16 protein-coding genes are annotated in these 25,448 nt (G+C 56.2%); 9 read left to right on the top strand and 7 right to left on the bottom strand.

What is annotated here, in order from left to right:
- Nucleotides 1-106: 106 nt before the first annotated feature.
- Together rpsI and rplM are read right to left on the bottom strand one after the other, a co-directional pair.
- A complete protein-coding gene (gene rpsI, locus ACO6TI_RS19255; RefSeq protein ID WP_035900212.1) occupies nucleotides 107-583 on the bottom strand; it encodes a 30S ribosomal protein S9 in 477 nt (158 codons plus the stop codon).
- A gap of 2 nt (nucleotides 584-585) precedes the next feature.
- On the bottom strand, nucleotides 586-1,053 hold the full coding sequence (gene rplM / locus ACO6TI_RS19250) for a 50S ribosomal protein L13 (protein WP_055118243.1): 468 nt from the start codon (nucleotides 1,051-1,053) through the stop codon (nucleotides 586-588).
- A gap of 331 nt (nucleotides 1,054-1,384) precedes the next feature.
- Between rplM and ACO6TI_RS19245 the strand changes: the two genes are divergently transcribed.
- Nucleotides 1,385-2,599, top strand: coding sequence for a GGDEF domain-containing protein (locus tag ACO6TI_RS19245; protein ID WP_422383118.1), 1,215 nt, complete (start codon nucleotides 1,385-1,387; stop codon nucleotides 2,597-2,599).
- Between the two features lie 8 nt (nucleotides 2,600-2,607).
- Here the strand turns inward: ACO6TI_RS19245 and ACO6TI_RS19240 are convergent, their stop codons facing one another.
- Nucleotides 2,608-3,033 carry a PaaI family thioesterase gene (locus ACO6TI_RS19240; protein ID WP_422383117.1) on the bottom strand — a complete coding sequence of 142 codons (426 nt, stop codon included), beginning with the start codon at nucleotides 3,031-3,033 and terminating at the stop codon, nucleotides 2,608-2,610.
- 98 nt (nucleotides 3,034-3,131) lie between these two features.
- On the bottom strand, nucleotides 3,132-4,475 hold the full coding sequence (locus ACO6TI_RS19235) for a ferric reductase-like transmembrane domain-containing protein (RefSeq protein WP_422383116.1): 1,344 nt from the start codon (nucleotides 4,473-4,475) through the stop codon (nucleotides 3,132-3,134).
- Between the two features lie 235 nt (nucleotides 4,476-4,710).
- Here ACO6TI_RS19235 and ACO6TI_RS19230 point away from each other — a divergent pair, with 235 nt between their 5' ends.
- Entirely contained in the window at nucleotides 4,711-5,211 is a 501-nt protein-coding gene (locus tag ACO6TI_RS19230; RefSeq protein ID WP_422383115.1) for a hypothetical protein, read from the top strand.
- Between the two features lie 65 nt (nucleotides 5,212-5,276).
- Here the strand turns inward: ACO6TI_RS19230 and bmt are convergent, their stop codons facing one another.
- Both bmt and ACO6TI_RS19220 read right to left on the bottom strand, forming a co-directional pair.
- On the bottom strand, nucleotides 5,277-6,308 hold the full coding sequence (gene bmt / locus ACO6TI_RS19225) for a betaine--homocysteine S-methyltransferase (RefSeq protein ID WP_196899342.1): 1,032 nt from the start codon (nucleotides 6,306-6,308) through the stop codon (nucleotides 5,277-5,279).
- 158 nt (nucleotides 6,309-6,466) lie between these two features.
- On the bottom strand, nucleotides 6,467-9,028 hold the full coding sequence (locus ACO6TI_RS19220) for a GcvT family protein (protein ID WP_422383114.1): 2,562 nt from the start codon (nucleotides 9,026-9,028) through the stop codon (nucleotides 6,467-6,469).
- A 518-nt stretch (nucleotides 9,029-9,546) separates the two neighbouring features.
- Here ACO6TI_RS19220 and ACO6TI_RS19215 point away from each other — a divergent pair.
- The 7 genes from ACO6TI_RS19215 to ACO6TI_RS19185 all read left to right on the top strand — a co-directional run bounded on the left by ACO6TI_RS19215 (nucleotide 9,547) and on the right by ACO6TI_RS19185 (nucleotide 22,593).
- The gene (locus tag ACO6TI_RS19215; RefSeq protein WP_055118255.1) at nucleotides 9,547-11,085 is read left to right on the top strand and encodes a trimethylamine methyltransferase family protein; all 1,539 of its coding nucleotides are present in this window, start codon (nucleotides 9,547-9,549) and stop codon (nucleotides 11,083-11,085) included.
- 203 nt (nucleotides 11,086-11,288) lie between these two features.
- Nucleotides 11,289-12,473, top strand: coding sequence for an AGE family epimerase/isomerase (locus tag ACO6TI_RS19210; RefSeq protein WP_422383113.1), 1,185 nt, complete (start codon nucleotides 11,289-11,291; stop codon nucleotides 12,471-12,473).
- Between the two features lie 140 nt (nucleotides 12,474-12,613).
- The gene (gene folD, locus ACO6TI_RS19205; RefSeq protein ID WP_422383112.1) at nucleotides 12,614-13,525 is read left to right on the top strand and encodes a bifunctional methylenetetrahydrofolate dehydrogenase/methenyltetrahydrofolate cyclohydrolase FolD; all 912 of its coding nucleotides are present in this window, start codon (nucleotides 12,614-12,616) and stop codon (nucleotides 13,523-13,525) included.
- 351 nt (nucleotides 13,526-13,876) lie between these two features.
- Entirely contained in the window at nucleotides 13,877-15,805 is a 1,929-nt protein-coding gene (locus ACO6TI_RS19200) for an autotransporter assembly complex protein TamA (protein ID WP_422383111.1), read from the top strand.
- Between the two features lie 152 nt (nucleotides 15,806-15,957).
- Nucleotides 15,958-20,307, top strand: coding sequence for a translocation/assembly module TamB domain-containing protein (locus tag ACO6TI_RS19195; protein ID WP_422383110.1), 4,350 nt, complete (start codon nucleotides 15,958-15,960; stop codon nucleotides 20,305-20,307).
- A 218-nt stretch (nucleotides 20,308-20,525) separates the two neighbouring features.
- Nucleotides 20,526-20,876, top strand: a complete 351-nt coding sequence (locus ACO6TI_RS19190) for a helix-turn-helix domain-containing protein (RefSeq protein WP_422383109.1) — start codon at nucleotides 20,526-20,528, stop codon at nucleotides 20,874-20,876.
- Between the two features lie 259 nt (nucleotides 20,877-21,135).
- Nucleotides 21,136-22,593: an NAD-dependent succinate-semialdehyde dehydrogenase gene (locus tag ACO6TI_RS19185; RefSeq protein WP_104704260.1), complete on the top strand. Its 1,458-nt coding sequence runs from the start codon at nucleotides 21,136-21,138 to the stop codon at nucleotides 22,591-22,593.
- 51 nt (nucleotides 22,594-22,644) lie between these two features.
- Here the strand turns inward: ACO6TI_RS19185 and ACO6TI_RS19180 are convergent, their stop codons facing one another.
- Nucleotides 22,645-25,416 carry an EAL domain-containing protein gene (locus ACO6TI_RS19180; RefSeq protein WP_422383108.1) on the bottom strand — a complete coding sequence of 924 codons (2,772 nt, stop codon included), beginning with the start codon at nucleotides 25,414-25,416 and terminating at the stop codon, nucleotides 22,645-22,647.
- Between the last annotated feature and the right edge of the window lie 32 nt (nucleotides 25,417-25,448).

Here is a 25,448-nt window from a genome sequence, read left to right as displayed (position 1 = left end):
CGGGATACAGAAGTCTCACATGAATCGATTGCAGGTAGCGCGAACAAAAAACCCGCCGGATCGCTCCGGCGGGTTCTTCGAAATCTGAAACCAGTTTCTTCGGCGATTAACGCTTGGAGAACTGGAAGGACCGACGGGCCTTGCGCTTACCGAATTTCTTACGTTCGACAACGCGGGCATCGCGGGTGAGAAAACCGTTCTTCTTCAGAACGCCGCGCAGTTCCGGCTCATAATGGGTCAGGGCCTTGGAAAGGCCATGGCGCACAGCACCGGCCTGACCGGAGAGACCGCCACCGGTGACGGTTGCGACAACGTCATACTGGCTGTCACGATCGGTCAGCATCAGCGGCTGACGCAGGATCATCTGCAGGACAGGACGCGCGAAATACTCGGTGAAGTCCTTGCCGTTGACGGAGATCTTGCCAGTACCCGGCTTGATCCAGACACGAGCGATCGCGTCCTTGCGTTTGCCGGTTGCGTATGCACGGCCCTGTGCGTCCAGCTTCTGGACGTGGACAGGTGCCTCGGGGGCTGCGGTCTCGACCGCGCCGCCCAGTTCTTCCAGGGATTGCAGCTCAGCCATTCTTAAGCCCTCTTGCCGTCATTCTTTGCGTTGAGGCCCTTGACGTCGACCAATTCAGGTGACTGAGCTTCATGCGGGTGTTTCGGACCAGCGTAAACCTTGAGGTTCTTCAGCTGTTTGTTGGACAGGGGACCGCCAGGCATCATGCGCTGGACAGCCTTTTCCAGGACACGCTCGGGGAAACGGCCTTCCAGGATACCGCGCGCTGTGCGCTCCTTGATGCCGCCCGGGTGTCCGGTGTGCCAATAGTATTTCTTGTTGTCGTACTTGCGACCGGTGAGAACGACCTTGTCGGCATTGATGACAATGATGTTGTCGCCCGTGTCGACATGTGGCGTGTAGGTCGGCAGATGCTTGCCGCGCAGATGGTTGGCGATGAAAGCGGCAAGACGGCCGACAACCATGCCTTCTGCGTCGATCAAGATCCACTTTTTCTCGACCTCAGCCGGCTTGGCAGAGAAGGTCTTCATGTGTTTGATCCAACTTGGTCAGTTACAGAAAAGGCCCGCGCGGCTTCGATTGAGCCAGCGAACGGACCTGAATTCGTTCGAGGCAGCTTATACGCCGGCGAAAATATGCCGTCAAGAACCTTGTTTGAACCATCGGTCAATTTAGTCCAATAAATTCAATAAGTTAAAAAAACGGTACTCTACTACCGCATTCTTTTATCTAAATATTCCTACATCGTTTGGATTTATTCGAAAATTCTCAAACCTGCGTCACGTCTGACAATTATCGTCTATTTTACCTAGTCTTAATTCCCGCCACCTAGTTTGCCTCCTGCAATCACTGAAAGAATGCATGATGGGTCTTGGCAGCCTCCGGCGAATAAAACCGAACCCGTTGCTCGCAGCACTGTTGAGTACGTTCGTTCTTGTGTCAGTCGTTTATTATTCTCTGGATGCGCTGATCGATTGGCAGGTCCGTATCGCGATCCAGAAAGACGCTGAAATCCGGTCGCAAAAGTGGACCGAAAACTTCTTTGAAACAACACCGTCTGTCAGACAGATGATTGAATCCGGAGTCGCTCCGGAAAAGGATTTCGCCAAGCTGGAAAATTCGTTTGTGCTCACTGGCGTGATCCGCATAAAGCTGTTCGACAGTGAAGGTATGCTGGCGTTCATGTCCGACAACGGTGTTCTTGCGCCAACACAATTCTTCAGCGAAAGAGCACTCGGCGTGTTTGACTCCGGAGACAGCATCGTCTTCCTGCATGCGCCAGAGGAAAAACTTGGCCATCCGGAGCACCTGCGGACGTATGTCGAGATCTACACGCCCGCCGTCCTCCCCTCCGGCGAGCGCATCGGTGTCGTCGAGGTCTATTTGGATGTCAGCGTCCTGGAGGCAGCACTGCAGGATTCGTTTCGACAGATCAGCGGTTACCTGATCGCCGGAACGATCGCGGTTCTGTTGATCCCGGCAGGAGCCTATGTCGGAATCACACGTCAGATCATCCGGAAGGATCGACAGTTTCTGGAGTTCACGCGATATGACCAACTCACGGGTGCCCTGAGTCGCAACAGTATTTCCGGAATTCTGACCAGGCAATTTTCAGAACCGCAGACACTCAGTCGCCTCGGTGTTCTGTTCGTTGACATCGACCACTTCAAACAGGTCAACGACAAATATGGGCACTCATTTGGCGACAGTCTGTTGCGGCACATCTCGCACATTCTCATGGCCAACCTGCATGGCAAGTCCGATGCAGTCGGACGTTTTGGCGGCGATGAGTTTGTCGTGCTTTGTCCCAACATAAACCCGCACGACTTTCGAAAACTGTACGGGCGCGTGATGGACGCGGCGCAAAAAGCTTTTCAACACGATGGCAACAGCTACATTCCGAGCTTGAGCATTGGGGCATATCTTACCGCCGAGGGAGATACGGAAAAGACCGCACTTCATCGCGCCGACCTTGCCGTCTACGCTGCTAAACGCAACGGGCGCGGTCAGGTTTTCGAATACTCCGAGGAACTGGAAGGACTGTTTACGCAGGAAGATCCGAAGCAGACGGCCTAGGATACTCTCTACCGCGGAGGCACCGAATAGGTCGCCGTCGCATGCGCGACAAGTTCCTCTTCCCCTGCCCCGGCAATACCGCATTCAACCACTGCCAATCGCTTGCCAAGTTTCAGAAGCCGGCATGTGCCGAGCAAATCTCCAGCCTCGGGTTTGCGCAGGAAGTTGATGCTGAAGTTGGTCGTTACTGCCAGTGCGACCGGACCGATATGCGCCAGGATCACGACATAGGCTGCCAGATCTGCAAGTGCCATCATGGCAGGACCCGAAATCGTTCCACCGGGACGCAGATGGAGGTCGGTTGCCGCAAGGCGCATGACCGCTTCGCCAGACGAGACACTGTCGATGGAATATGCACGTCCACCGGCATGGATCTGCGGAAACTCCCGGTCCAGGAACCCGGCGATCTCCTGAGCTGTCATTACCGGCTGCATCGGTGTCTCCTACCTCTTTCAATTCATGCCGGTAATCCGACCTGCTTTTACGTAAACGTCAAAGCAAATTGATTGCAAGGGCAGTTGCTGACAAAACGTTACTCTGCAGGCTGGGTCCGCGCAGCACGCCTCTTTTCAATTGCGTAGATACCACGGTCCCAAAGCCATTCAGCAAGAGTGCTGAGGCCGATACCGGTACGCATCTGAAATTCCTCGAAATGAAAGCGCGAGGCGCGCAGGCCTTTCAGCACGAGACCGCGCCGCAATGCCTTTCGCATGGCAACAGGACCGCAAAAAAAGACATGAGCCTGTGAAAGATCGCCACCCAGATCGGTCGCAACGCGATCTGGCGTCAGGCGAACACCTTCTGCGGAATTGACGATTATCAGTTCAAGACCAGAGACCTCTTCCGCAATTTTCTCAAGTTCGACCACGTAAGGAATGTCGTCCCGTTCGCGAACACAGTAGTAGAGTTTTACCGGGCCGGTTTCCCGAGATTTCAGGCTTTCGGCAAATGCGATGAAGGGTGTGATACCGACGCCGGCACCGATCCAGATCTGCGGGTCCCTGCCGAACGGCATCGAAAAGTGACCGAATGGTCCCGTGACGGTCGCCTCCATGCCTGTTTCTACTTCGCGACGAAGTCGCCGAGTGTAGTTGCCGAGATCCTTGATCGAAAATCGCAAGCTTCGATCTTCATGGGGTGCCCCGCTCAATGTGAAGGGATGTTCTTCCGACAGTCCGCTCCCGTTGATTGAAAGAAAGGCGAATTGTCCGGGTTTGTGCTTCAGGCCACGGCCTTTGGGTTTCAACTCGATTTCCGTCAGGCCGCCCAGATGCCTGACTGCAGAAATCTTGTAGCCGTGTCCACGCGGTACCATTGGCCGGAACAAGGACATCCAAAGATAGCTGATGATACCGAGCAGACAGAAGGCCGAAATATAGAGCCCGAGCGGATCTGCAACGGAGAAAGGTTTCTCGATGAAAAAGAAGTGAAAGGCCGCAAGGGCGAAAAAAATGCCGATCAGGCGATGGCTCCATTTCCACAAATGATAGGGAATGAAGGTTATGACCGACGCAAGGGCAAGAACAAGAAGTCCATAGAGACTGATTTCACCAATATCTTCGGCGATTCCGGCGAGCGGGCCGCCCCGAAGGCCGTTCATTTCCGCATCGACTATATCGTGCAGACCCATTGCGACCATGGCGATGACACCGAGCCATTTGTGCAGGACATAAATCCGGTCAAGCGAACCAAATACCGTTTCGAGACCCGGCATCCGTGTCGCGATGAACTGGTTGATACCCATCAGGACCAGCGCTGAAGACCCGAGATACTGGCTGAATAGCGCGACCGGGTCGCGCGTTGCCGCGAGAGGCACAAACCAGATAATTGGCAAGAGACATGCAAGGGCGATCAAAACCAGTCCGGATATTCTCAAGTCACTCTCCCGATTCGAAAGCTCCGTTCAGCGCCTGGGAGCAAATTCAGCGCTGAAGTAGCAGGAGATGGTTCAATTACAATAAACCTTGGTTTAATTCACTTTCGGTCAGCTGATTTTTCGAGTGTTGCAGCCATGGTGTCCTTGCGGCCCAGCGCTCCACTATATTTGACGACGAAGATTTCGTATTGTCGGCTCACTCTTTGAATTCATGTCGGAAAAAGAGAAATACCTGATGCTCAATTCACGCGCCGCTGGCCAGTTTGCAACAAAAACTTCGACCGTCCTGGCCGTGCTTTTCCTGTCCGGACTGGCACACGCCGATGACTGGACCTTCATGGATGACCGGTCGAGTCCACAGAAGCTGGTTGAAAGCTACTATTTCGCCATCAGCAACGGGTATTACGTGCAGGCCTACGGTTATTTCCAGAAAAGTTCGGCTCCACAGAATTTCGAAACCTGGGCCAAAGGCTATGCGGACACCAAAACGGTGAGCGTGAAATTTGGACCTACGGAACCTGACCCGGGTGCCGGACAAATCTACTGGGCCCTGCCGGTGGCAATCGACGCCATACAGACCAACGGCAAGAGCAAAGTCTTTACCGGGTGTTACAAGATCCACATGATCAATCCCGGCATGCAGAGCGATCCGCCCTACCAGCCAATGGGGATCGTCTCCGCATCGCTCAAGGAAACCAAACAGTCCTACAAGGACGCAAAGCCCGGCAGTTGCTGAGCAGCGACGTTAGCGCACACGAACTGGTTGTCAGATGCCCGCCCTGTCACCCGGGATGGACAAACTCAGCCTCGCCTGCGCCCACGCCTCCGACCTGCAGATCCTGCTGCCTCGCTTTCAGCCCGCGCTGCATCAGCAGCCTTGTTGGGAGGCGACACAAGCGGACCGATCTCGCTCAACACCTCGTCAAGCGTTGGCCGTTGCCCGTCAGAATGGGCGTCCAGTGCGTTTCGCATGGCAGCAAGATGAACCGGAGATGTTCCGCAACATCCTCCGATGATCCGGGCGCCTGCATCCAACGCCATGTGTGTGTATTTTGCCATCAGTTCGGGCGTTCCGGTGTAGACAACCTCATCGCCACGGATCTGCGGAATGCCGCAGTTGGCCTTCGCGACGACAATCGCATCCGGATAGGCCTCGGTGATTTCCATGATCGCTGCCAGCAGGTCTGAAGCACCAACCCCGCAATTGGACCCTATTGCGACCGGTGTGCACGCGAAATCGGATTGCAGATCGCCTAACCCCCTGGGTGCAAGGCCCATCATGGTTTTTCCGGCGGTGTCGAAACTGGCCGTGATGACCAGTGGAAGGTCGAAATCCTTCGCCGCCTCCGCGACTGCCTTCATTTCCTCGATGGCCGACATGGTTTCTGCCCACAGAATATCGGCGCCGCCTTCGACGAGGCCTTCTATCTGCTCGCGGAAAGCAACGACGCCCTCCTCGTAGCTCAGCGCACCAAGCGGCTGGAACAATTCGCCTGTCGGGCCGATCGAACCGCCGATCAGCACTTCCCGGTCGACTGTCGCGGCCACTTCCTTCGCCAGTTCCACACCGGCGACATTGAGTTCATTCACCCGGCCTTCAGCCTTGTGCAACTTCAGGCGATGACGGTTACAGCCGAAAGTGTTGGTCAGGATGATGTCGGATCCGGCATCGACAAAGGATTGGTGCAGCGCCCTGATTTTCTCCTGTTCGTCTACATTCCAGAGCTCCGGTGCATCACCGGACAACAGCCCCATCTCGAACAGATTGGTCCCAGTTGCACCATCGGCAAGCAGTGCTCCCTTGCGCGCCAAAAGGTCTTCAAATTTCGACATTCGGAGGTCTTTCGTTTTCCGGCTTCGTCTTGGTTGCATTGGCTGCCTGCAATAGCAGAACCCGCGCGGATGTCCACGCGGGTTTTGACAGTTTTCCAGATGATGTGCCCGCGCCGTCAGGGCCGGTCGCGGGTATCCCCTGTCACGTCAGAAAGAGGTCAGCTCCTCGGCTTGAGGTTCTCCGGATCGTAGAGAGGTTGATAGCCGACACCGGCGACTTCCGCGGGATAAGTCTCTGACATGTATTCGACAGTCAGCTTGCGGCCGACTTCACAATAGTCCTGCGGCAGATAGGCCAGCGCGATGTTCTTTCCGATCGTCGGACCGTAAGCAACGGAGGTCGTGTAGGAAATCCGACCGAGGCTGTCTACAAGTGTCTTGCCGGTCTCCGGATCCATCACCGGCATTGCCCCAACCGGATAACGCTTCACGCCGCTGGCATCGGTGTTTTCGGTCATCACTAGTGTACAAAGCATGGCGGGCTGCCTGTCACGGGCACGGTATTCAAGGTGCTTGGCCTTGCCGCGGAAATCGGCCTCCTTCACCTTCGGGCGCGCCAGATCCGCTTCATAGAGATTGTACTGGGTCAACAGGTCGGCATTCTGCAAACGCAGGCTCTTTTCCATGCGCCTGGAGTTGGCGTAGGTTTCGACGCCAACAGCCATGACACCAACCGCGCGCAAAGCATCCCAGACAGCAAGCCCGTCCTCATATTTCATGTGCAGTTCCCAACCCTGTTCACCGACATAGGAGAGACGGAGCGCAGAGACCGGTTTGCCGGCGATCTCGATCGACCGGATTGCCGCGAATGGGAAGTTATCCGGATCGAGCGCAGCAGGGTCAGACACGACTTTCTTGAGGTTGTCGCGCGCGTTCGGTCCCCAGATACCAATGGTCGTGAATGTCTCGCTCACATCGGTAACAGTAACCTTGAAGCCTTTTTCCTCGGCTACGCGCTTCACGTAAAGACAGTCGCGTGGCCCGGCATCGGCCCCATCGACGATGCGGCACCGATCGGCCATGCGGAACACGGTCAGGTCCGCACGCACATTGCCTTCGTCATCCAGGAAATGGGTGTAGATCCCCTTGCCCACGTTGTTGTCCCCACCGATCCTTGCGGCGCATAACCACTCCATCAGCTCGACGTGATCCGGACCCTCGACGTCGAACATGTAAAAATGCGACAGGTTGATGATGCCGCAGTCTTCACTCAGGGCAAGCTGTTCGGCATTCGAGACGCGCCAGAAATGACGTCTGTCCCACTCCGACTCGCGAACCGGGACCCTGTTGCCGTATTTTTCCAGCAGATGCTCATTGGCGGCGTAGCCGTGCGCACGCTCCCAACCGCCAAGCTCCATGAAGTGCCCGCCGAGTTCAACTTCCCGTTCGTAAAACGGGGACCGCTTGACGTTTCGACCGTTGGCATAGGGTTCGCGCGGGTGAATGGCCGGGAAATAAATCTTCTGTGCGGCCTCATAGCAGCGACCCTCGATGAATTCTTCGGTCAGCTGGTGCGCATAGAAACGCGAATAATCGATCGTGGCATGGTCGATTTCCGTCCGGCCGTCGGTGATCCAGTCAGCAATCAGTTTGCCGTAACCCGGTCCGTCCTTGACCCAGATGGCAACACAATACCAAAGACCACGGACCTTCTGGCTTTCTCCGCAAGACGGTCCTCCTGCGGCCGAGACCTGAAGCAGACCATTGAAGGAATGGCCCTCGTTGTAACCAAGCTCGCCCAGGATCGGTGTCAGTTCCATCGCGCGTTCTAGCGGTTCGATGACCTGTTCCATTTCAAGATCGCGTTGGGAAGGCGACAGCCGTGCCTGGTTCTTTTCCAGAATATCGCGCGGATGACACATGCGCGGATGCGTCGTTTCGTAATAACCCCACTCGATCTGGCCGCCTTCGGCCGTCTTCGGATCACCCGTATCACGCATATAGGCCGAATTGCCCTGGTCACGCAGTAACGGATACCCGATGTCCTTGCCGGTCCCCTCGAATTCGTTGTAGGGGCCAAAGAACGTCAAGGGGTGGTCGACGGGCATGACCGGGAGATCCTCTCCGACCATTTCGGCGATCTGACGTCCCCACAGTCCAGCGCAAACGATGACATGGTCGGCCATGATCGTGCCGCGGTGCGTAACAACGCCCTTGATGCGGCCACCTTCAACAATCAGGGACTGTGCGGGTGTGTTTGCGAATGCCTTCAGTTTTCCGGTCTTTTCCCCCTCGTCGACGAGCTTGCCGGCGACAGTCTGCGACCGCGGTATGACCAGGCCAGCGTCCGGATCCCACATGCCGCCCTGAACCAGGTCTTCTTCGATCAGCGGAAACTTTTCCTTGATCTCGGCAGGGCTGACAAGACGTACATTCGTGCCGAACGCCTTTCCCGATGTCACTTTCCGCTTGATTTCCTCCATCCACGCGTCGTCGCCGGTACGAGCGATCTCAAGACCGCCAACGCGGGCGTAGTGTCCCATCTTTTCAAAGAAATCGATGGAATACTGGGTCGTCCAGACGGAAAGGTAGTCGTGGCTTGTCGTGTAGCAGAAATCGGAAGCGTGCGCTGTTGAGCCGATATCTGTCGGAATGCCGGACTTATCAATGCCAACGATATCATCCCAGCCGCGCTCTATGAGGTGGTGTGCAACTGACGCGCCGACAATGCCGCCCAGACCAACGATGACAACTTTTGCCCTGTCAGGAAATGCTGACATGATTCATTCCTTTTCATTAAAGTGAAAGCGACCTGACAAGTCCGCTTCCTTCAACATGTGACATCCGCGACGGATTGACCGAACAGAAACCCGGTTGCGGCTGGCCAGGAGCCCGTGCCGGATCTCAATCTTTGGCCGGCAGTATCGCGATAGATCAAGGGGCAAAATAGCTTGAATGCGTCATTGCGGCATTATCACCACGACACGACAATCCAAAAATCCTAAACCGGGAAGGTTCAATAGCGGCCGTTTCAGGTCATAAGCACCGGCAGCCACCGATTTTGAATGGTACCGATCGACCTTGTTGAGGGTTGTGCACCATGCGACCGCATCATGCCTGCCCGAAAAGAACCAAATGCGCGCGAATCCACGTGGTGATGAACGGATTTGCGGGATAAAATCGATCAAGCAAGTAACATGACGCATTTATAGCAATGTGCGACGCTTCTGGAGCCGGGTTGCACATGTGCCTGATAAAGACTACGCCAAACAAAAAAACCACCTTTGGAGCTGAAGTAATGTCAGACGCCGCCCCGTCAGGCCGCCGAGGACGATCCGCCCGCCGCGAACGCCGGCAATCGGGTCCCGCAGGTCAGGCTGTTCCCTATATTTCCAGAAACATCCCGAATTACGACGTCCTCAGTGAGGAAGGCGTTGAAAGGATCGAAGCCAACGCCGACCGGATTCTTGCGGAAATCGGTCTGGAATTCCGGGAAGATCCGGAAGTCCTGGAAATCTGGAAAGATGCCGGAGCCGAAGTCGACGGTGAGCGCGTTCGTTTTCCCAAAGGAATGCTGCGCGAGATCCTGAAGACCGCACCGTCGCAATTTACGCAACACGCTCGAAATTCCGCCCGGAATGTGGAAATCGGCGGCAACAATCTTGTGTTTGCGCCTGTCTACGGACCTCCATTTGTCACCGACCTCGACCAGGGGCGGCGCTACGGCACGATCGAGGATTTTCGAAACTTCGTGAAGCTGGCCTACATGTCACCCTGGCTGCATCATTCAGGCGGAACCGTTTGCGAACCTGTGGACCTGCCGGTGAACAAGCGCCATTTCGACATGGTCTATTCCCATATCAAGTATTCCGACAAACCGTTCATGGGATCAGTCACTGCACCGGAACGTGCGGAAGATTCAGTCAAGATGGCTCAGATCGCATTTGGCGAAGAGTTCGTCGACCAGAACTGCGTCATGATCCAGCTGATCAACGCAAACTCGCCGCTTGTGTTCGATTCGACCATGCTTGGCGCACTCAAGGTCTATGCCCGCCATAATCAGGCCTGTATCGTTTCTCCGTTCATTCTGGCAGGCGCCATGAGCCCTGTAACAGTGGCGGGGACACTGTCACAGGTTTTGGCGGAGGCCATGGCCGGTTGCGCATTGACACAACTTATTCGCCCTGGAGCTCCTGTCGTTTTCGGCGCGTTCGTCAGCTCGATCTCGATGCAGTCCGGAGCTCCGACATTCGGCAGTCCGGAAGGATCGTTGCTGCTCAACGGTGCAGCGAAACTGGCTCGCCGGCTCAAATTGCCCTTTCGTTCCGGCGGTTCGTTTACTGCGTCCAAACTGCCCGACGCACAATCCGCACAGGAATCGGCACAAACGATCCTTGCAACACTTCATTCCGGCGTGAACTTCGCCTTGCATTCGGCAGGCTGGCTGGAAGGCGGACTGTGTTCTTCCTACGAGAAATTCGTGATGGACGCAGACCAGCTCGGCATGATGCACGTGCTTGCCAAGGGTATCGAGATTTCAGAGGAAACCCTTGCGATGGATGCCTTGCAGGAGGTCGGTCCTGGCGGCCACTTTCTTGGCGCAGCGCACACGCAGCGCAATTTTGAAGCCGCGTTCTACCGGTCGGCGATCGCCGATAACAACTCGTACGAACAATGGCTGGCCGATGGTGAGCTCGATTCGGCGGCCCGTGCCAATTCAAGGTGGAAGGAGATGCTCAGGTCGTATAGCGGGCCGGAGCTCGACCCTGGCATTGACGACGCCCTGCAGGCCTATATCACCGAGCGCAAGGCCTCATTCCCGGACAGCAACGTCTGAAGCAAGTCACCCAGGTGCCCCGGTCTGACCGGGGCACTTTTGTTTTCAAGACGAATTTCCGGCTATCATCGAGCACCTCAGATTGCCCGCGCCCAGTTTCATCGTGATAAGTCCAGATTCCGCATTATTGTCTTCAGACTGATCGAGAATCTCTGTTACCGATTCTGCCCGATTGTTCATCTCTGCGGCCAATGAGGAATTTGATGGAAAACGCGAACCAGAACACCGGTGTTCAACCGCTGCATCCAATCTCGTCGGAACTGACCCGTTGGCTGACCGAAAAGGCGCTTCCGGTGTGGTTCACCTGCGGGGTCGACCTTGCCAAAGGAGAGTGTTTCGAAGCCATCGACCTGATCGATCAAAAACCCACGAAGGATCCGCGGCGTGCGCGTGTTGTTCCGCGTCAGATATATTCATTTCTTGAAGGGGCTAAACTTGGCTGGGAAGGTCCGGCCGACGAGGTGGCCACGTCCCTCTTCGACTGGTATTTGCAGAACTACCTGACCAGAAGCGGTTATTTCGCTTCGGCGGTCGACATCGAAAACAAGATCGTTGACCACACATTCGATCTCTACAATCAGGCTTTCGCGCTGTTCTGTTTTGCAAATGTTGCTTCTCATCTTCCGGCCAGGAAGGCGGAGGCCACCGAACAGGCCGCCAATCTGGTGAATTTCCTTGTAGAACACTACAAGCATCGGGAAGGTGGTTTCCGCGAGGCAAATCCTGACCGCCGCCCGCTTTGCTCCAATCCCCACATGCATCTGTTTGAAGCCTGCCTTGCTTGGGAGGACACCTCGGATGATCCCATTTGGGCGGAACTTGCCGATGAAATTGCAGAACTTGCGCTGAACAGCTTTATCGATCCGGTCAGCGGTGGTCTTCGCGAATTTTTTGACCTGGACTGGACCCCCTTGCCCGGAGACAGGGGGCGCATCATGGAACCGGGACATCAGTTCGAATGGGCATGGTTGTTGTGCCGTTGGGGACGATCGCGCCAGGATGCCGCAGCGATCATAGCGTCCCGGAGGCTATACGACATTGGCTGGACCTACGGTATCGACGAGAACCGGGGCGTCACTTTCATGGCGCTGAACGACGATTTCACCGTTCAAAATCCGCTCGCTCGCCTTTGGGGACAAACAGAGTGGATAAAAGCCGCGATTGCGCTGACCGAAGTCTCTGGCGGAGCGGAAAGAGAAGCCTATTTCACGGACATCCCGGCGGCGGTCAGTGCATTGCGCATCTATCTGGACAAAGCTCCAGACGGGCTATATCTCGACAAGATGGACCCGGCCGGCTCGTTCGCCGACGAACCGGCACCTGCCAGTTCTCTCTACCACATCGTTTGTGCTGTATCCGAACTGGACCGATTTACCGGCGGGTCCTGAGCGTGGTGTTTTTGCCAACAGTCACAATGGCGAAACCAGAGTAGGAAACGACGCAAACAGCCTTTCTCATTTCAGCAGGTCATTCTATAGCTTGTCGCCGGATTTGATCGACACAACCGTACCAGCGACAAGGAGGCTGAATGCCCCAGGCCCAAATCATCGATGGCAAGGCCATTGCAGAATCTGTTCGGGACGAAATCACACGCCGCGCAGCCGCATTGCTTGAAACCACCGGCAAACGTCCGGGTCTTGCGGTCGTTCTCGTTGGTGAAGACCCGGCAAGCCAGGTTTATGTACGCAACAAGGATCGCGCGGCAGAGGCCTGTGGTTTCCACTCGGTCAAACATACGCTAGCTGCGGATTCGAGCGAGGCAGAGGTCCTCTCGCTCGTCGAGCAGTTGAACAATGATCCCGACATTCACGGTATCCTTGTACAGCTTCCCCTGCCCGGCCACATCGAGGAAAGCAAGGTTCTTCGGCTGATTCGCCCGGAGAAGGATGTTGACGGTTTTCATCCGGTGAATGTCGGTCTTCTGACCGCTGGCGAGCGCGACAGCGCACTCGTCCCCTGTACACCGGCCGGCAGCCTGGTTCTCCTGAAGCGCACATTCGGGGACACACTCTCCGGTAAAACCGCCGTTGTCGTCGGACGGTCCAACATTGTCGGCAAACCCATGGCGAGCCTGCTTTTGCAGGAAAGCTGCACGGTCACGATCGCGCACAGCCGAACGAAGGACCTTCCCGACGTTGTTCGCGGTGCCGATATCGTCGTAGCTGCTGTTGGCCGTCCGGAGATGGTCAAGGGAAGCTGGATCAGGGACGGGGCAACCGTGATCGATGTCGGCATCAATCGGATCCCTGCTCCGGAACGCGGCGAAGGAAAGTCCCGCCTTGTCGGCGACGTTGCCTTCGATGAGGCGGTTGGTCACGCCGGCGCGATTACACCAGTTCCGGGAGGTGTTGGTCCCATGACAATTGCAATGCTGATGGTCAACACGCTCACCGCTGCCAGACGTCTGCTGGGTCTTCCTGAAGAAGAACCCCTCTTCTAGTTCATCGGAACAGTTATTTGACAGTAATACACGCCGGGCACATCCGGCGTGTTTGTTTTTGTCGATCATAAGCACGGTTCAATTGGCAAAAAACCCTAGTATCAACAGTTCTGGCCAAGCCATTGGATCACCTTGGCTCTTGCTTTCAGCTGTACGTCATGGTCTATCGAGATTCAGCAAGATTTAACCATGGCAGCCTACATTGGCTTTCGTAGGGGCTGCGTTAGCAGTTCAGCCGAAGCGCCATATCAAAGGATGAGTGCGCTCCGGCAGGACCAACCCGTCAGGCGGCAGTAAGTGAAGGGTCTACCGTCTTGCAATTCCGGCCGATGCCGGAACACGCGGTTGTGCGTGGAAAAGAAGCGGGTTGCTCACTCAGCGACCGGCCTTTTTGTCGTTGTTAAACATACTTTTGCATTCGGCCTCGTTTTTCTATTTCTTTTTGCTGTTGCCCTGCCTGCGAATGCCTTCGATATCTTCGGCTGGAAACCCTTCGGCGGGGCGGAAGAAGAAGGGGAAGCTGTTCCTGATCCAATTCCCTATGAGGCGGAGCTTGCCGTCTCGACCGGGAATGAAGATCTGACCAGCGACATGAAGAGCACTTCCCTGCTACTTCAGCAGCAGGACAAACCGCCATCCGGCGAAGCCGGGCTCATCGCACGCGCGCTTTCGGACCGTGAACGGCTGGTGGCAAAACTTTACGCCGATGGCCGCTACGGCGGGACCGTTTCAATCAAGCTTGCCGGACTGCCGCTCGAAACCGCACTTGAACAAAGCGACCTTCCGGATGGGCGCCCGGTGAAAGTTTCCATTCTGGTCGACCCGGGTCCGGAATTTACATTCGGAAATGTCTCGATCTCCTCAACGGGCGGTGACCTGTCGACTGATCCATCCTTCTGGGGACTGGCACCCGGTGAGACCGCCGGCTCGGGCAAGATATTGTCGGCAGAAGGCAGAATAGTTTCGATACTGCGTGGTCGCGGATATCCGAAGGCGAAAATCGCGGAGCGGCGAATTACTGCAGACCACAGCACCAACAAACTCGATGTCGCCCTCGTGGCCGACGCCGGGCCGCAGGCCAGGTTCGGCGCGGTCTCTGTAAACGGTACGGAAGTCACTGATCCGGGTTTCGTGAAGCAGCAAGCGATGTTGCCGCAAGGTGGCATCTATTCTCCCGAAGACATCGCTCGCGCCCGCAAACGCCTGAATGATCTCGGTATCTTTTCATCCATCCGGTTCGTTGAAGGTGACATTGCCGGACCCGACGGAACGCTTCCTATCGCAATCGAGGTCAGTGAACGCAAACGCCACGTAATCGGCGCCGGTGCTTCCTGGTCGAGCACCGAGGGGTTTGGTGTGGAGGCATACTGGCGCCGGAGGAACCTCTTTGGCCGCGGCGAATTGCTTTCCGTTGAAGGATCCGTCGGCCGGATCGGCACCGAGAGTTTTGCAAATCAGGAATACTCGGCCCGAATAGCGTTCGAAAAGCCCGGCGTTTTCGGTCCCCTCACCAGCTTCTCCACCAGCCTGGAGGCACGGCAGGAAAATCCTGACGCTTACAAAAGCAGAACAGTCACGTACAACGCCTTTCTCAATCGCGAGTTTTCTGAAAAGCTGAAGGGCCGCGCCGGAGCCGAAGTGTTCTTTGCGGACGAGGAAGACGCTTTCGGGGAAGATGAATATCTTCTGGTCGGATTGCCGGCAGACCTGACTTTCGACAACAGGGACGACAAGCTCAACCCTTCCAAGGGGGTGTTCGCGGCACTGTTCGCAGAACCTGCCTATGACACGCTCAACTCCAACGCCATGGGCTTCATGAAAGGAACGGTGTCCAGCTACTATGCGCTGGACGAGGCGAAGCGTTTCATCCTGGCGGGCAAGGTGACGGTCGGATCGATCCTGGCGCCATCGGTTGAATCTGTTCCGGCCAGCCGCCGTTTCATAGCCGGCGGTGGCGGCTCCATAAGGGGTTACGCCTATCGCAATGTTGGTCCGCGGGTTGGTGATGAGGTCGTGGGAGGACGCTCCCTGGTCGAATTGTCCGGAGAGATCCGGATGAGAGTGACGGAGACGATCGGTATCGTCGGGTTTGTCGATGCCGGAAATGCGTACGAAGACAGCGTCCCCGATTTTTCCGAGGAATTGAAGGTGGGTGTTGGCGCCGGTCTCAGATATTTCACGCCAATCGGTCCGTTGCGCGTAGATGCGGCAATACCACTTGATCCTGGCAAGGATGACCCAGATTTTGCTCTTTATGTCGGATTGAGCCAGGCGTTTTGAGTACAGCCTCGACTAATGTCAGACCGAATTGCCCTGCTTTCAGCCGTGAAACGGATAAACAGTGTCTAACTGACGCCAAAAAGGCCTGATAAAATCTGGCGAATCCTGTTTTTCCTTTGCATTGACCCCTAAATTTGCAGATTCTGTTCTAGATGCGTTTTTTAAGCCTTGCCCTGCGAATCTTCGGATTCCTGATCGTTGTGGCGATCGCAATACCGGTGCTCGTGATCGCAGCGCTGCAGGTTCCTTCCGGCCGCACCCTGGTGTCCGGCGTTGTGAGCTCGCTCGCGTCGAACGACACTCAGACAATATCGGTTGAAGGCATCTACCTGAGCTTCGGACTGAATGCGTCCGTCGAGGACATCAGTATTGCCGACAAGGACGGTGTCTGGCTTAACGCTGAAAGGCTCAGCCTGAACTGGAACCCATTGCAGCTCCTGACCGGCGATCTCGACATATCCTCCATTTCAGCCGGCAGGATTGACTTGAATCGGCTTCCAGCGAGCGAACCGGTTGCTCAAGTCGAGGCAGGGGACGGTGAAAATGACCCTTCAGGCGGAGTTTCGCTGCCGTTCAACGTCTCGCTCGAGAGCCTCGTATTTGACGAGATCAATCTCGGAAATTCCCTGATTGGGGAACCCGTCTCGCTCAAGGTCAGCGGTTCGGGTGCATTCGCACTTGATCCTGCTGTCGTTACTGCGGCCCTCGATGTTCACCGCGTTGACGGAATTGACGCCGGTCTGACCGCAAATGCCGAATTCGAACCAGCCGCCGAAACGCTCGCGTTCGATCTTGTTCTTTCAGAGCCGCGCGGTGGACTGGCCGCGCGTCTGTTGGATGTTCCAGACTTGCCAGCCGTAAAGCTTGCCCTGAATGGCAGCGGTCCCCTGACGGACTGGGCCGCCAATCTGGATGTGGCGCTTGACGGAAGGTCAACTGTCAAAGGCTCCGCGAAACTTTCAGAGCAACCGCAAGGAAGGCAACTGACTTTTGATCTTGATGGTGACCTGGAACCGCTTGCCCCTCCGACGGCGAAGGCCTTCCTCACAGGTACGACACATGCCACCGGCAATGCGCGCTTTTCGTCCGATTTTGCACCGCTTTCCGCGAACATTGAACTGACCACGCAGACTGTCAATTTGAATGCCAATGCAAATCTTGACAACGCGGCGGTCAACGCGACCGGATCCGTATCGATCAACGCGGGAGACAATGCTCTCATCGCTGTCGACATGTCGGACAGACGTATTGCGTTCGGTGCGCTCGATGCCAGGTTTTCCGTGACCGGCAGCGAGGCGGCGGCCGACTGGTCGCTCACGCTCGACCTGGCCTCCTTCCAGACCAACGAGGTCAAGAGCGGCAAGATCGTGCTGGAAACGGCAGGGAACGGCGCCGACCTGCAGCCTGACGCGTTGTCTTCGCCATTTTCTCTTTCGGTTTCAGTTGCGAATCTTGAGGGACTGACACCTCAGGCCGAGCCGCTTTCGGGAGCTGTGTCTCTCAAGTCGGAAGGCGTTCTCAACGGCGCCGACAAGTCCGTCACGTTCTCGAAACTGGCTTTCACTTCCACTGCGGCGGCGCTGACACTGTCGGACACACTGGTATCGCTAAACAAGGTCTCCGGTCAGGGCCGCCTTTCTGTTGCTGACCTTGCCGTCTTCTCGACGCTGGCACAAAGGGAACTCGGTGGCAGTGTTTCCACATCCTTTTCCGCCGACCTCGATCCGTCGACCGTCAACGGATCGGCAACCGCTGCCATCTCCACGCGCGATCTGGCCACGGGTGTTGCTCAGGCTGATACGTTGCTGGCAGGCGACACGCAGATCGATGCGGCCCTTGCCTTCGCTGGCTCTGAAGACGTGACGGTGAAAAGCCTGTCGCTCAAGAACACAGCGCTCAGCATTGATGGCAATGCCCATTATCAGGAGGCTTCACTTGCGTCCGAATTTTCCATCGCTCTCGAGGATCTGAGCAAGGTGGACTCTCAACTGGCGGGTTCCCTGGACGTAACCGCAAAGACAACCGGGCCGATCGATGCGCTGAACGTTGAGGCGGACGCGGCATCAAAGCAGATCATGCTCGCAGGCACCCCTCTTGACAATCTTTCCTTTTCAGCAACAGCCATCGCGGACACCGCGGCTCCGAGCGCGACAATCAAATCCTCCGCCAGCCTGAACGGTCAACCGATTGCGATTGACGTCGAACTCAAAAGCGAAGACGGCGGTGCGGATATCAATCCGCTGTCGGTCAAACTCGCAGGCAACACCGTGACCGGTGCACTCGCCGTTGCCGACCTGGACAATCCGGTTGAAACACTCAAGGGAAATCTCAAGATCGACGCCCCTGATCTTGCGTCACTCTCGCCTCTGCTGCTCACCGAAATCGGTGGACGTTTGCAAGGAACGGTTCTGGCAGATCCGGACAGCAAGAAACTGGCGCTCGATGTTGTCGGCTCGGATATCGACGTTCCTTCGCTCAGCATCGGCAGTGTCAAGCTGAAAGCGGACATTGCAGCGCCCTACACGCCCCAATCAGCTTCCGCGGATATCGAGCTGTCGGACCTTGTTACGGACGCGACACCTGTTCACGCCGTCAAACTGCTGGCTGAGCCGGACAATGGAGGCATATCCGTGACGGCGGATGTGAAGGTCGACCAGGGAAGCGACGATGGCCTTTCACTGGCAGCGCAGATTTCGCAACCGGAGACAAATGCCTACGATATCGCCCTGTCAGAACTTACGATGCGCTATCAGGGTCTTTCAAGCCAGCTGCAGCAGCCGACAACAATCTCCTATGCAAACGGCAATACGAGCATACAACCCCTCGAACTGAAACTCGGCAACGGCTCCCTTGCACTTTCAGGAACGGCAGGGCAGTCACTGGATCTTGCCGCCGAGCTGAAATCCATCCCGCTAAATCTCGCGAATGCCTTTGTCCCTTCTCTCGGACTTGGAGGAACCTTGTCGGGATCGGTCAAGGCGCAGGGAAGTTCGACCGCGCCTGAGGCCAGTTGGACGATATCCGGCCAAGGACTGACGGCAAATGAACTGAAGAACAACGGGCTTGCCGCCCTCGGATTGCAGACTTCTGGGACACTCAAGGACAACCGGATTTCACAGAATACGACAGTGAGCGATCCCAACGGCCTGAAGCTCAACGCGTCTGGTGAAATTGGCCTTGACCAACCCAATACGCTCGCCGTTGCGCTCGACGGATCGGTCCCTGTCACCGCCTTGAAACGCCCTTTGCTCGAAGCGGGTATCCGAGGTGAAGGCACGATCGCACTGAAAGGCAATGTCGGCGGATCGGCCGCTTCGCCGACCTACCAGATCACCGCAACACCAACAGGTCTGAAGATCACAAGTCTTTCAACGGGGCTGACCGTCCAAAATATTGGCGGCAATGCAGCGGTCACACAGGATCAAGCATCGCTGAACGGCATCACCGGCGAGCTGGCAACCGGCGGCTCGCTGTCGGCCTCCGGCACTGTCGGGATGAACGACGGTTTTCCCGCCAATCTTGCCTTGAAACTGAACCAGGGCCGTTATGTCGACCCGGGCCTGGTCACTGCTGAAGTCGATGCCGACATCAAGATTACAGGTCCGCTTGCATCACCATCCAGTTCCGCCCTGATCGGCGGATCGATTACGATCAACAAGGCTGACATCTCGATACCGGAGTATCTGCCTGGCGCAATTCCTCCCGTTGAAGTCAGGCACATAAACGCATCGAAAGCGATCCGGCAACAGATTGCGGACCTTGGCGGTGAGCCGAAACAGAGCAGCGCGGAGCAAAAGTCGGTCCCCCCTCGTCTCGACATCGTCCTCAACGCGCCTGGTCGAATATTCATTCGCGGCCGGGGTCTCGACGCCGAACTTCAGGGCAACCTGAAGGTCGTCGGCACAACTGCGGACCCGCAAGCGATCGGGGCTTTTTCGCTCAAGCGCGGCCAACTGGATATCTTGACCAGGCGGCTGACATTTTCCCGCGGAAGCGCGACGTTCGACGGGTCTCTCACTCCCTTGATCGATTTTGCTGCAACGACAACCGTCAACGATACCACGATCACGGTCACCGTCAGCGGACAGGCCGATGATCCGGAGATCGCCTTCAGCTCGTCGCCTGATCTGCCACAGGACGAGGTCCTCGCACTGCTGCTGTTCGGCAAAAGTGTCGGGAACCTGTCAGCGACGCAGATAGCGAGTCTTGCAGCCGCGATCGCGACACTTACCGGAGGCAGCGACAGCGGACCGCTGGCAACCCTCCGCAAGTCGCTCGGGCTTGATGCGATTGACATAAACACGGATGGTGAAGACGGCCCATCGGTGGCGGTCGGCAAGTATATCAATGACAATATCTATCTCGGCGTTGAACAGGGAACAGGATCCGGTTCGAGCCGTGTCAAGGTCGACATCGATCTTGACCGAGGTCTGAAAGTACGCGGAGAAGTTGGTGCCGACGGGTCCTCGAAGGCTGGAATTTTCTTCGAACGCGAGTACTGATCTAAACAGTGCCGCCGTCATTATTACCGAGCAATTTGCTCATTCCCGCCGTGGCACACTCTCAATGCGACAAATTGCCTGGCAGCTGTTGCACTGCACAGGCGGTTCATGCAAGTGTGCGCGCCATGACCCATCCATATAGAAAAAATTCCCCGTTCCTGCCTGACGAAACCGTTCATTTGGTAACGGGAAGAACCGGTCATGACGGGAGTTCTGTAATGACGACACGCAGCAGCGAGTACACCCTGGGTGAACGTATCTGCAAGGCACGAGACGCCTCAAGCCTGTCGACTGCGCAGCTGGCCCGCCGCCTGGGGATCAAGACGTCAACACTTCAAAGCTGGGAGAGTGACCGGTCCGAACCACGCTCCAACAAGCTGGTTCTGCTTGCAGGTGTCCTCAATGTGAGCCCGACCTGGCTTCTTGTCGGACGGGGTACGCCACCTTTCGCCGAAGAACCGGCCTCTGCCGATCTGGACAGCATGAAAGTTACGCTTGACCGCATTCAAAAGCAGGCACAAGCACTTGCAGACGAAATCGCCGGTTTGCAGGAACGGCTGGACGGCTAAACCTCTCCAGGTCCTGCACTGATGCGGCGACCCTTCTCCCAAAACCATATATTGCCTGACCAAATCGCGACCTCCGAAGAGGTATGCGCAGAAGTCAGGCATGTCACCTGACTGGACGAACGGACTGTTCAGGTCACGCACGTACTGGATTGAACGCAAAAGCGCTTGCCAGACCGTTCAGACGCACTCTATCTGTTGATCAAACGGGGCCGGACAATCCTCCGGCCGATCCTATTTCCCAGACATCAGGGAGTGCTCCATGTCTTTAAACTCGGCACTAGTCAAACAACAGGTCTATATCAACGGTGCGTGGGCCGATGCAGATAGCGGCCAGACAATCGCTGTCGCCAATCCCGCGACCGGCGAGAGTATCGGGACCATTCCTTACTGCGGCCGTTCCGAAACGGCTCGGGCAATCGCGGCTGCGGAAGCTGCATTCCCGGCCTGGAAAGCCCTGACCGCCGAGGCACGCGCCGACTTTATGCACAAGTTGTGCGATGCCGTCATGGATCAGCTGGATGACCTCGCGGTGTTGCTGACCACCGAAATGGGCAAGCCGCTCGCGGAGGCCAAGGGCGAAATCACGCTTGGGGTGAAATATATCCGTTTCTTCGCTGAAGAAGGCAAACGCATATATGGCGACACGATCCCCTCGCCCTGGGCAGACCGGCGGATCCTCGTCACCAAGGAACCAGTCGGCGTTGTTGCTTCCATCACGCCGTGGAACTTCCCGAACTCCATGATTGCACGCAAACTGGGTGCAGCCCTGGCGTCCGGTTGCACAATGGTCATGAAACCGGCCGAGTTCACGCCCTATTCAGCGCTGATCTACGGTCTCGTGGCGGACAAGATCGGTCTTCCTGCCGGTGTCCTCAACATCGTTACCGGAGACGCGCCGGCGATCGGCGAGGAAATGTGCGAAAATCCGGCGGTCCGCAAGATCACATTCACCGGCTCGACCCGGGTGGGGAAACTGCTGGCCGCAAATGCCGGCAAGAACATGAAGAAGATTTCGATGGAACTTGGTGGAAATGCGCCGTTCATCGTCTTCGACGATGCCGATCTCGACAGGGCGGCAAACGGCGCCATTGCCAGCAAGTTTCGCAATTCCGGCCAGACCTGCGTCTGCGCCAACAGGTTCTATGTACAGGCCGGCGTGTACGACGCGTTTGCAGAAAAGCTCAAATCCGCAATGGCGGAACAACTGACCGTAGGCAACGGTCTGGAAGACGGTGTTACACAGGGTCCCCTGATCAACGAAGCTGCGGTTGAAAAAGTCGCCGCACACGTTCAGGACGCGCTGGACAAGGGCGGTACGCTGGTGACCGGTGGCCACCGGCCCGACCGAACCGGCACCTATTTTGAGCCGACGCTTGTTACCGGAGCCAGCCAGGACATGAAGGTGGCGCATGACGAAACCTTCGGCCCGCTTGCCGCCCTGTTCAAATTCGACACGGAAGACGAAGCCATCAAGCTGGCCAACGACACCGAATACGGCCTTGCCTGCTATTTCTATGCACAGGATCTTGGCCGCTGTTTCCGGGTGATGGAGGCGCTCCAATATGGTCTTGTCGGTGTCAATGAAGGTGTCATAACGACCGAAGTCGCACCATTTGGAGGGTTCAAGGAGAGCGGCATCGGCAACGAGGGTTCCAAGTACGGGCTCGATGACTATCTCAACATCAAGTACAGCTGCCTTGGTGGCCTGGGAATGTAGGATATTTCAGCGGCGCGCCCTGCCCGCCGCGCTTCCCGAAATGAGCATGGCTCACGCAGCCTTGGCAAGAAGTGCGGCTATACCAGAGGTACTTGTCGGACGGCTGAAATAGTATCCTTGCCCGTATTTGCATCCCAGAGACTGCAATCTTTGCGACTGCTCGAACGTCTCAATGCCCTCGACGATCACCGACATGCCATACCCCTCGGCGAGGAGAAGCACTGCTTCAATGACAGCCATGTCCTCTTCCCTGTCGAGGGTGTCCCTGACAAAGGACTTGTCGAGTTTGATTTTGGAAAACGGATACTTGGTTATGTATCCCAGCGAAGAGTAGCCCGTACCAAAATCGTCCATTGAGAATTTGCATCCGAGCTCTCTCAACTCTTCCATGCGAAACTTCAGGTCCGTGCTTTCATCGATAAAGAGGGATTCGGTAACTTCGAGATCCAGGCGTTCCGCCGGGAAACTGGCGCGATCCAAAGCTTCCGAAACAGTCTGGACGAGGTTGCCCCTGAAGAACTGTGCAGGAGACACGTTGACGGACAGCCTCAACGACGCATCCCACGTCAGCGCCTCCTTCATCGCCCGGTTCAACACCCAGGATCCGATTTCCTGAATGTAGCCGTTTTCCTCGGCGATCGGAATGAACTCCATGGGGGAGACAGCACCGAATTCACGGCTGTCCCAACGAAGCAATGCCTCGACACCAAAAACGCTATTGTCCCTGAGATTGACCAGTGGCTGATAATCCAGCCGCAGTTCGTCCCGTACAATCGCCTTGAACAATTCGGTTTCCAGCTTACGGCGCCTTTGCAAGGCCGTGTCCATCTCCGACTGGAAGCGAACGGTCAGGTTCTTGTTGTCACGCCTGGCCTTGGACAACGCGTTTCCGGCTCTCATCAGGAGTGTGTCTGGTGTCTGCTCGCTACCTGAAACCACGTAACCGAAATTCAGCTGCATCGAAATTCGCGCGCCATCGATCGAGTAGTCTTCACCGATTACGCGCTGAATTTCGTCCACGATTTCAAGTTCCCGGTCGTCACCAGACCTGGAAATGTAAACTCCGGCAAAAACATCTGCGGTAATCGCCGACCATGTGATCCCCTGGGAAAGGTGACTTTTCAATCTGGATGCAATCGATTGACGCACTCGATCGCCATAGGAAAACCCGAGGGTCGCAACAATCTGATCCAGGTTGGTGACCGCGAACTGGATTACGCACACTGTCTCGTTCTTGTTGCAGGCGCCGTCTGCCTGACGTGAGATTTCACGCTCGAAACCGCTTCGGTTCAGGAGGTCGGTGATCGGATCAAATCTTGCCAGATATTCCAGCCGTGAAGCCGACTCGCGCTCGTCGGTCACATCACGACAGGTCATGCAGGCAAGTGTCCTGATTTCCGTCTTGTCATGCCCCTTCCTTGCCGCGAGTGTCTTTTCGGCTTTCGTCACGACATATTCTATGAACCGACGCCTGGTACCATCCTGGGCCAACACGAGAATTTGCGGAACCGGCATACGGCTGTCGGGAGCCTGAAGCACGGCGATGACTTCTTCAACAAGTGCATTTGGCAGAACGGAGCGAGCTGGGCTGCCAGCCAGTGCCTCGCTTGAAAACAAGGTACGTGCGGTCTGGTTGGCAGCTGTGATGACACAATCGCTGTCGAGAACAAGGATCGCATCGAAACTGTCGTCAAAGACCTGGCCGAGCATACGTTCGCTGTTACGCTGCTTGATGTCTGCCACGCGCGCGAGCAGCTTGTGCAGGCCCAGTTCGCGCAGAACAACAATCACGCCCGCAAACATGAGCAACAGATAGGCACTTGCAGTCGGCACAAGCACAGGCATCGACTTTTGAAAACTGATTGCAACGATCTCAATCGCCAGCGCCGACAGAACAAGAATTCCAAGCTTGACTGCCCAGCCTTCGATCTTGGTCATCAGCAAGAGGATGAGTACCAAAGCTGCGACCAGAAGGACAAGATATTGACCTTGTTGTACAAGCGCCCGTTTCTGAAGAAGCGTTTCTGCGCCAAGAGCCTGGATCACTGCGCCAGGCAGGATTCCATAAACCGGGACTGCAAAGAGATCCCTGAGTTCCTGGGCGCTCGCTCCAACAATCACCTTCTTGCCTGCGAACCGGTCAGGGTCGACGGCGCCGTTCAAAACATCGACAAGTGGAACGCGGGGCACTTCATCAATCGCGATACCGAAGTCCAGGAAAAACGAACCGCTGGTCTCGCCGGTGTGTTCTCCCATGAAAGCGGCTGCAGAAACTTCCGTCGTCCCGTCAATTTCAAATCCATAAAGATTTCGCCAGATCCGGCTGTCGCTTTCCATCGGCACCATGACAACCACCGGCCAGGCATGATCGAGAAACGGATCTATGGGCAAATTGATTATTTCGGCATCAACGGAACCCGCTGATGCTGCCTGCCGAAAAGCAGCCAGACTTACATTTCCAGCACGCTCAATTGAAGCAGCGAACAACGCGTCGTCTTCAGGGTTCGACACCGCACTGAAGTCGATATCATAGACAAGATCAAGGGCTCCGGCTGCCGCCAGCTTATCCGTCAGATCTGCGTATATCCGGCGCGGAAACGGCCACTGCCCTATCTTGTCAATGCTACCGGCATCGATGTCGACGAAAACTATCTTGTCCGAAACCGGGCGTTTGTCGAGGCTGAACCGAACTTCCCAGAGGAACCTGTCTACCGTTGCCGGAAGGCCGGTAACCCGCAGAACGAGAATGGCCGCGGTCAGGAGAACCGCGACCAGGACAGCGCTGATAAAACGCCTTCCGAAATTCTCCAACCGAAGTTGCACCCACCTCACCCGTTCAATTTAGTGGCAGCCGG

The organism is Roseibium album (assembly GCF_965233825.1).
GTDB lineage: Bacteria > Pseudomonadota > Alphaproteobacteria > Rhizobiales > Stappiaceae > Roseibium > Roseibium album.
Note: the sequence above shows the minus strand (reverse complement) of the source record. Positions and strands in the feature narration are given on the sequence as shown.

Coding starts and splice junctions, on each gene's coding strand:
- ACO6TI_RS19185 (WP_104704260.1), top strand. CDS start 21,136: ATGTCTTTAAACTCGGCACTAGTCAAACAACAGGTCTATATCAACGGT.
- folD (WP_422383112.1), top strand. CDS start 12,614: ATGCCCCAGGCCCAAATCATCGATGGCAAGGCCATTGCAGAATCTGTT.
- ACO6TI_RS19230 (WP_422383115.1), top strand. CDS start 4,711: ATGCTCAATTCACGCGCCGCTGGCCAGTTTGCAACAAAAACTTCGACC.
- ACO6TI_RS19195 (WP_422383110.1), top strand. CDS start 15,958: ATGCGTTTTTTAAGCCTTGCCCTGCGAATCTTCGGATTCCTGATCGTT.
- ACO6TI_RS19210 (WP_422383113.1), top strand. CDS start 11,289: ATGGAAAACGCGAACCAGAACACCGGTGTTCAACCGCTGCATCCAATC.
- ACO6TI_RS19240 (WP_422383117.1), bottom strand. CDS start 3,033: ATGCAGCCGGTAATGACAGCTCAGGAGATCGCCGGGTTCCTGGACCGG.
- rpsI (WP_035900212.1), bottom strand. CDS start 583: ATGGCTGAGCTGCAATCCCTGGAAGAACTGGGCGGCGCGGTCGAGACC.
- bmt (WP_196899342.1), bottom strand. CDS start 6,308: ATGTCGAAATTTGAAGACCTTTTGGCGCGCAAGGGAGCACTGCTTGCC.
- ACO6TI_RS19190 (WP_422383109.1), top strand. CDS start 20,526: ATGACGACACGCAGCAGCGAGTACACCCTGGGTGAACGTATCTGCAAG.
- ACO6TI_RS19215 (WP_055118255.1), top strand. CDS start 9,547: ATGTCAGACGCCGCCCCGTCAGGCCGCCGAGGACGATCCGCCCGCCGC.
- ACO6TI_RS19220 (WP_422383114.1), bottom strand. CDS start 9,028: ATGTCAGCATTTCCTGACAGGGCAAAAGTTGTCATCGTTGGTCTGGGC.
- ACO6TI_RS19245 (WP_422383118.1), top strand. CDS start 1,385: ATGATGGGTCTTGGCAGCCTCCGGCGAATAAAACCGAACCCGTTGCTC.
- rplM (WP_055118243.1), bottom strand. CDS start 1,053: ATGAAGACCTTCTCTGCCAAGCCGGCTGAGGTCGAGAAAAAGTGGATC.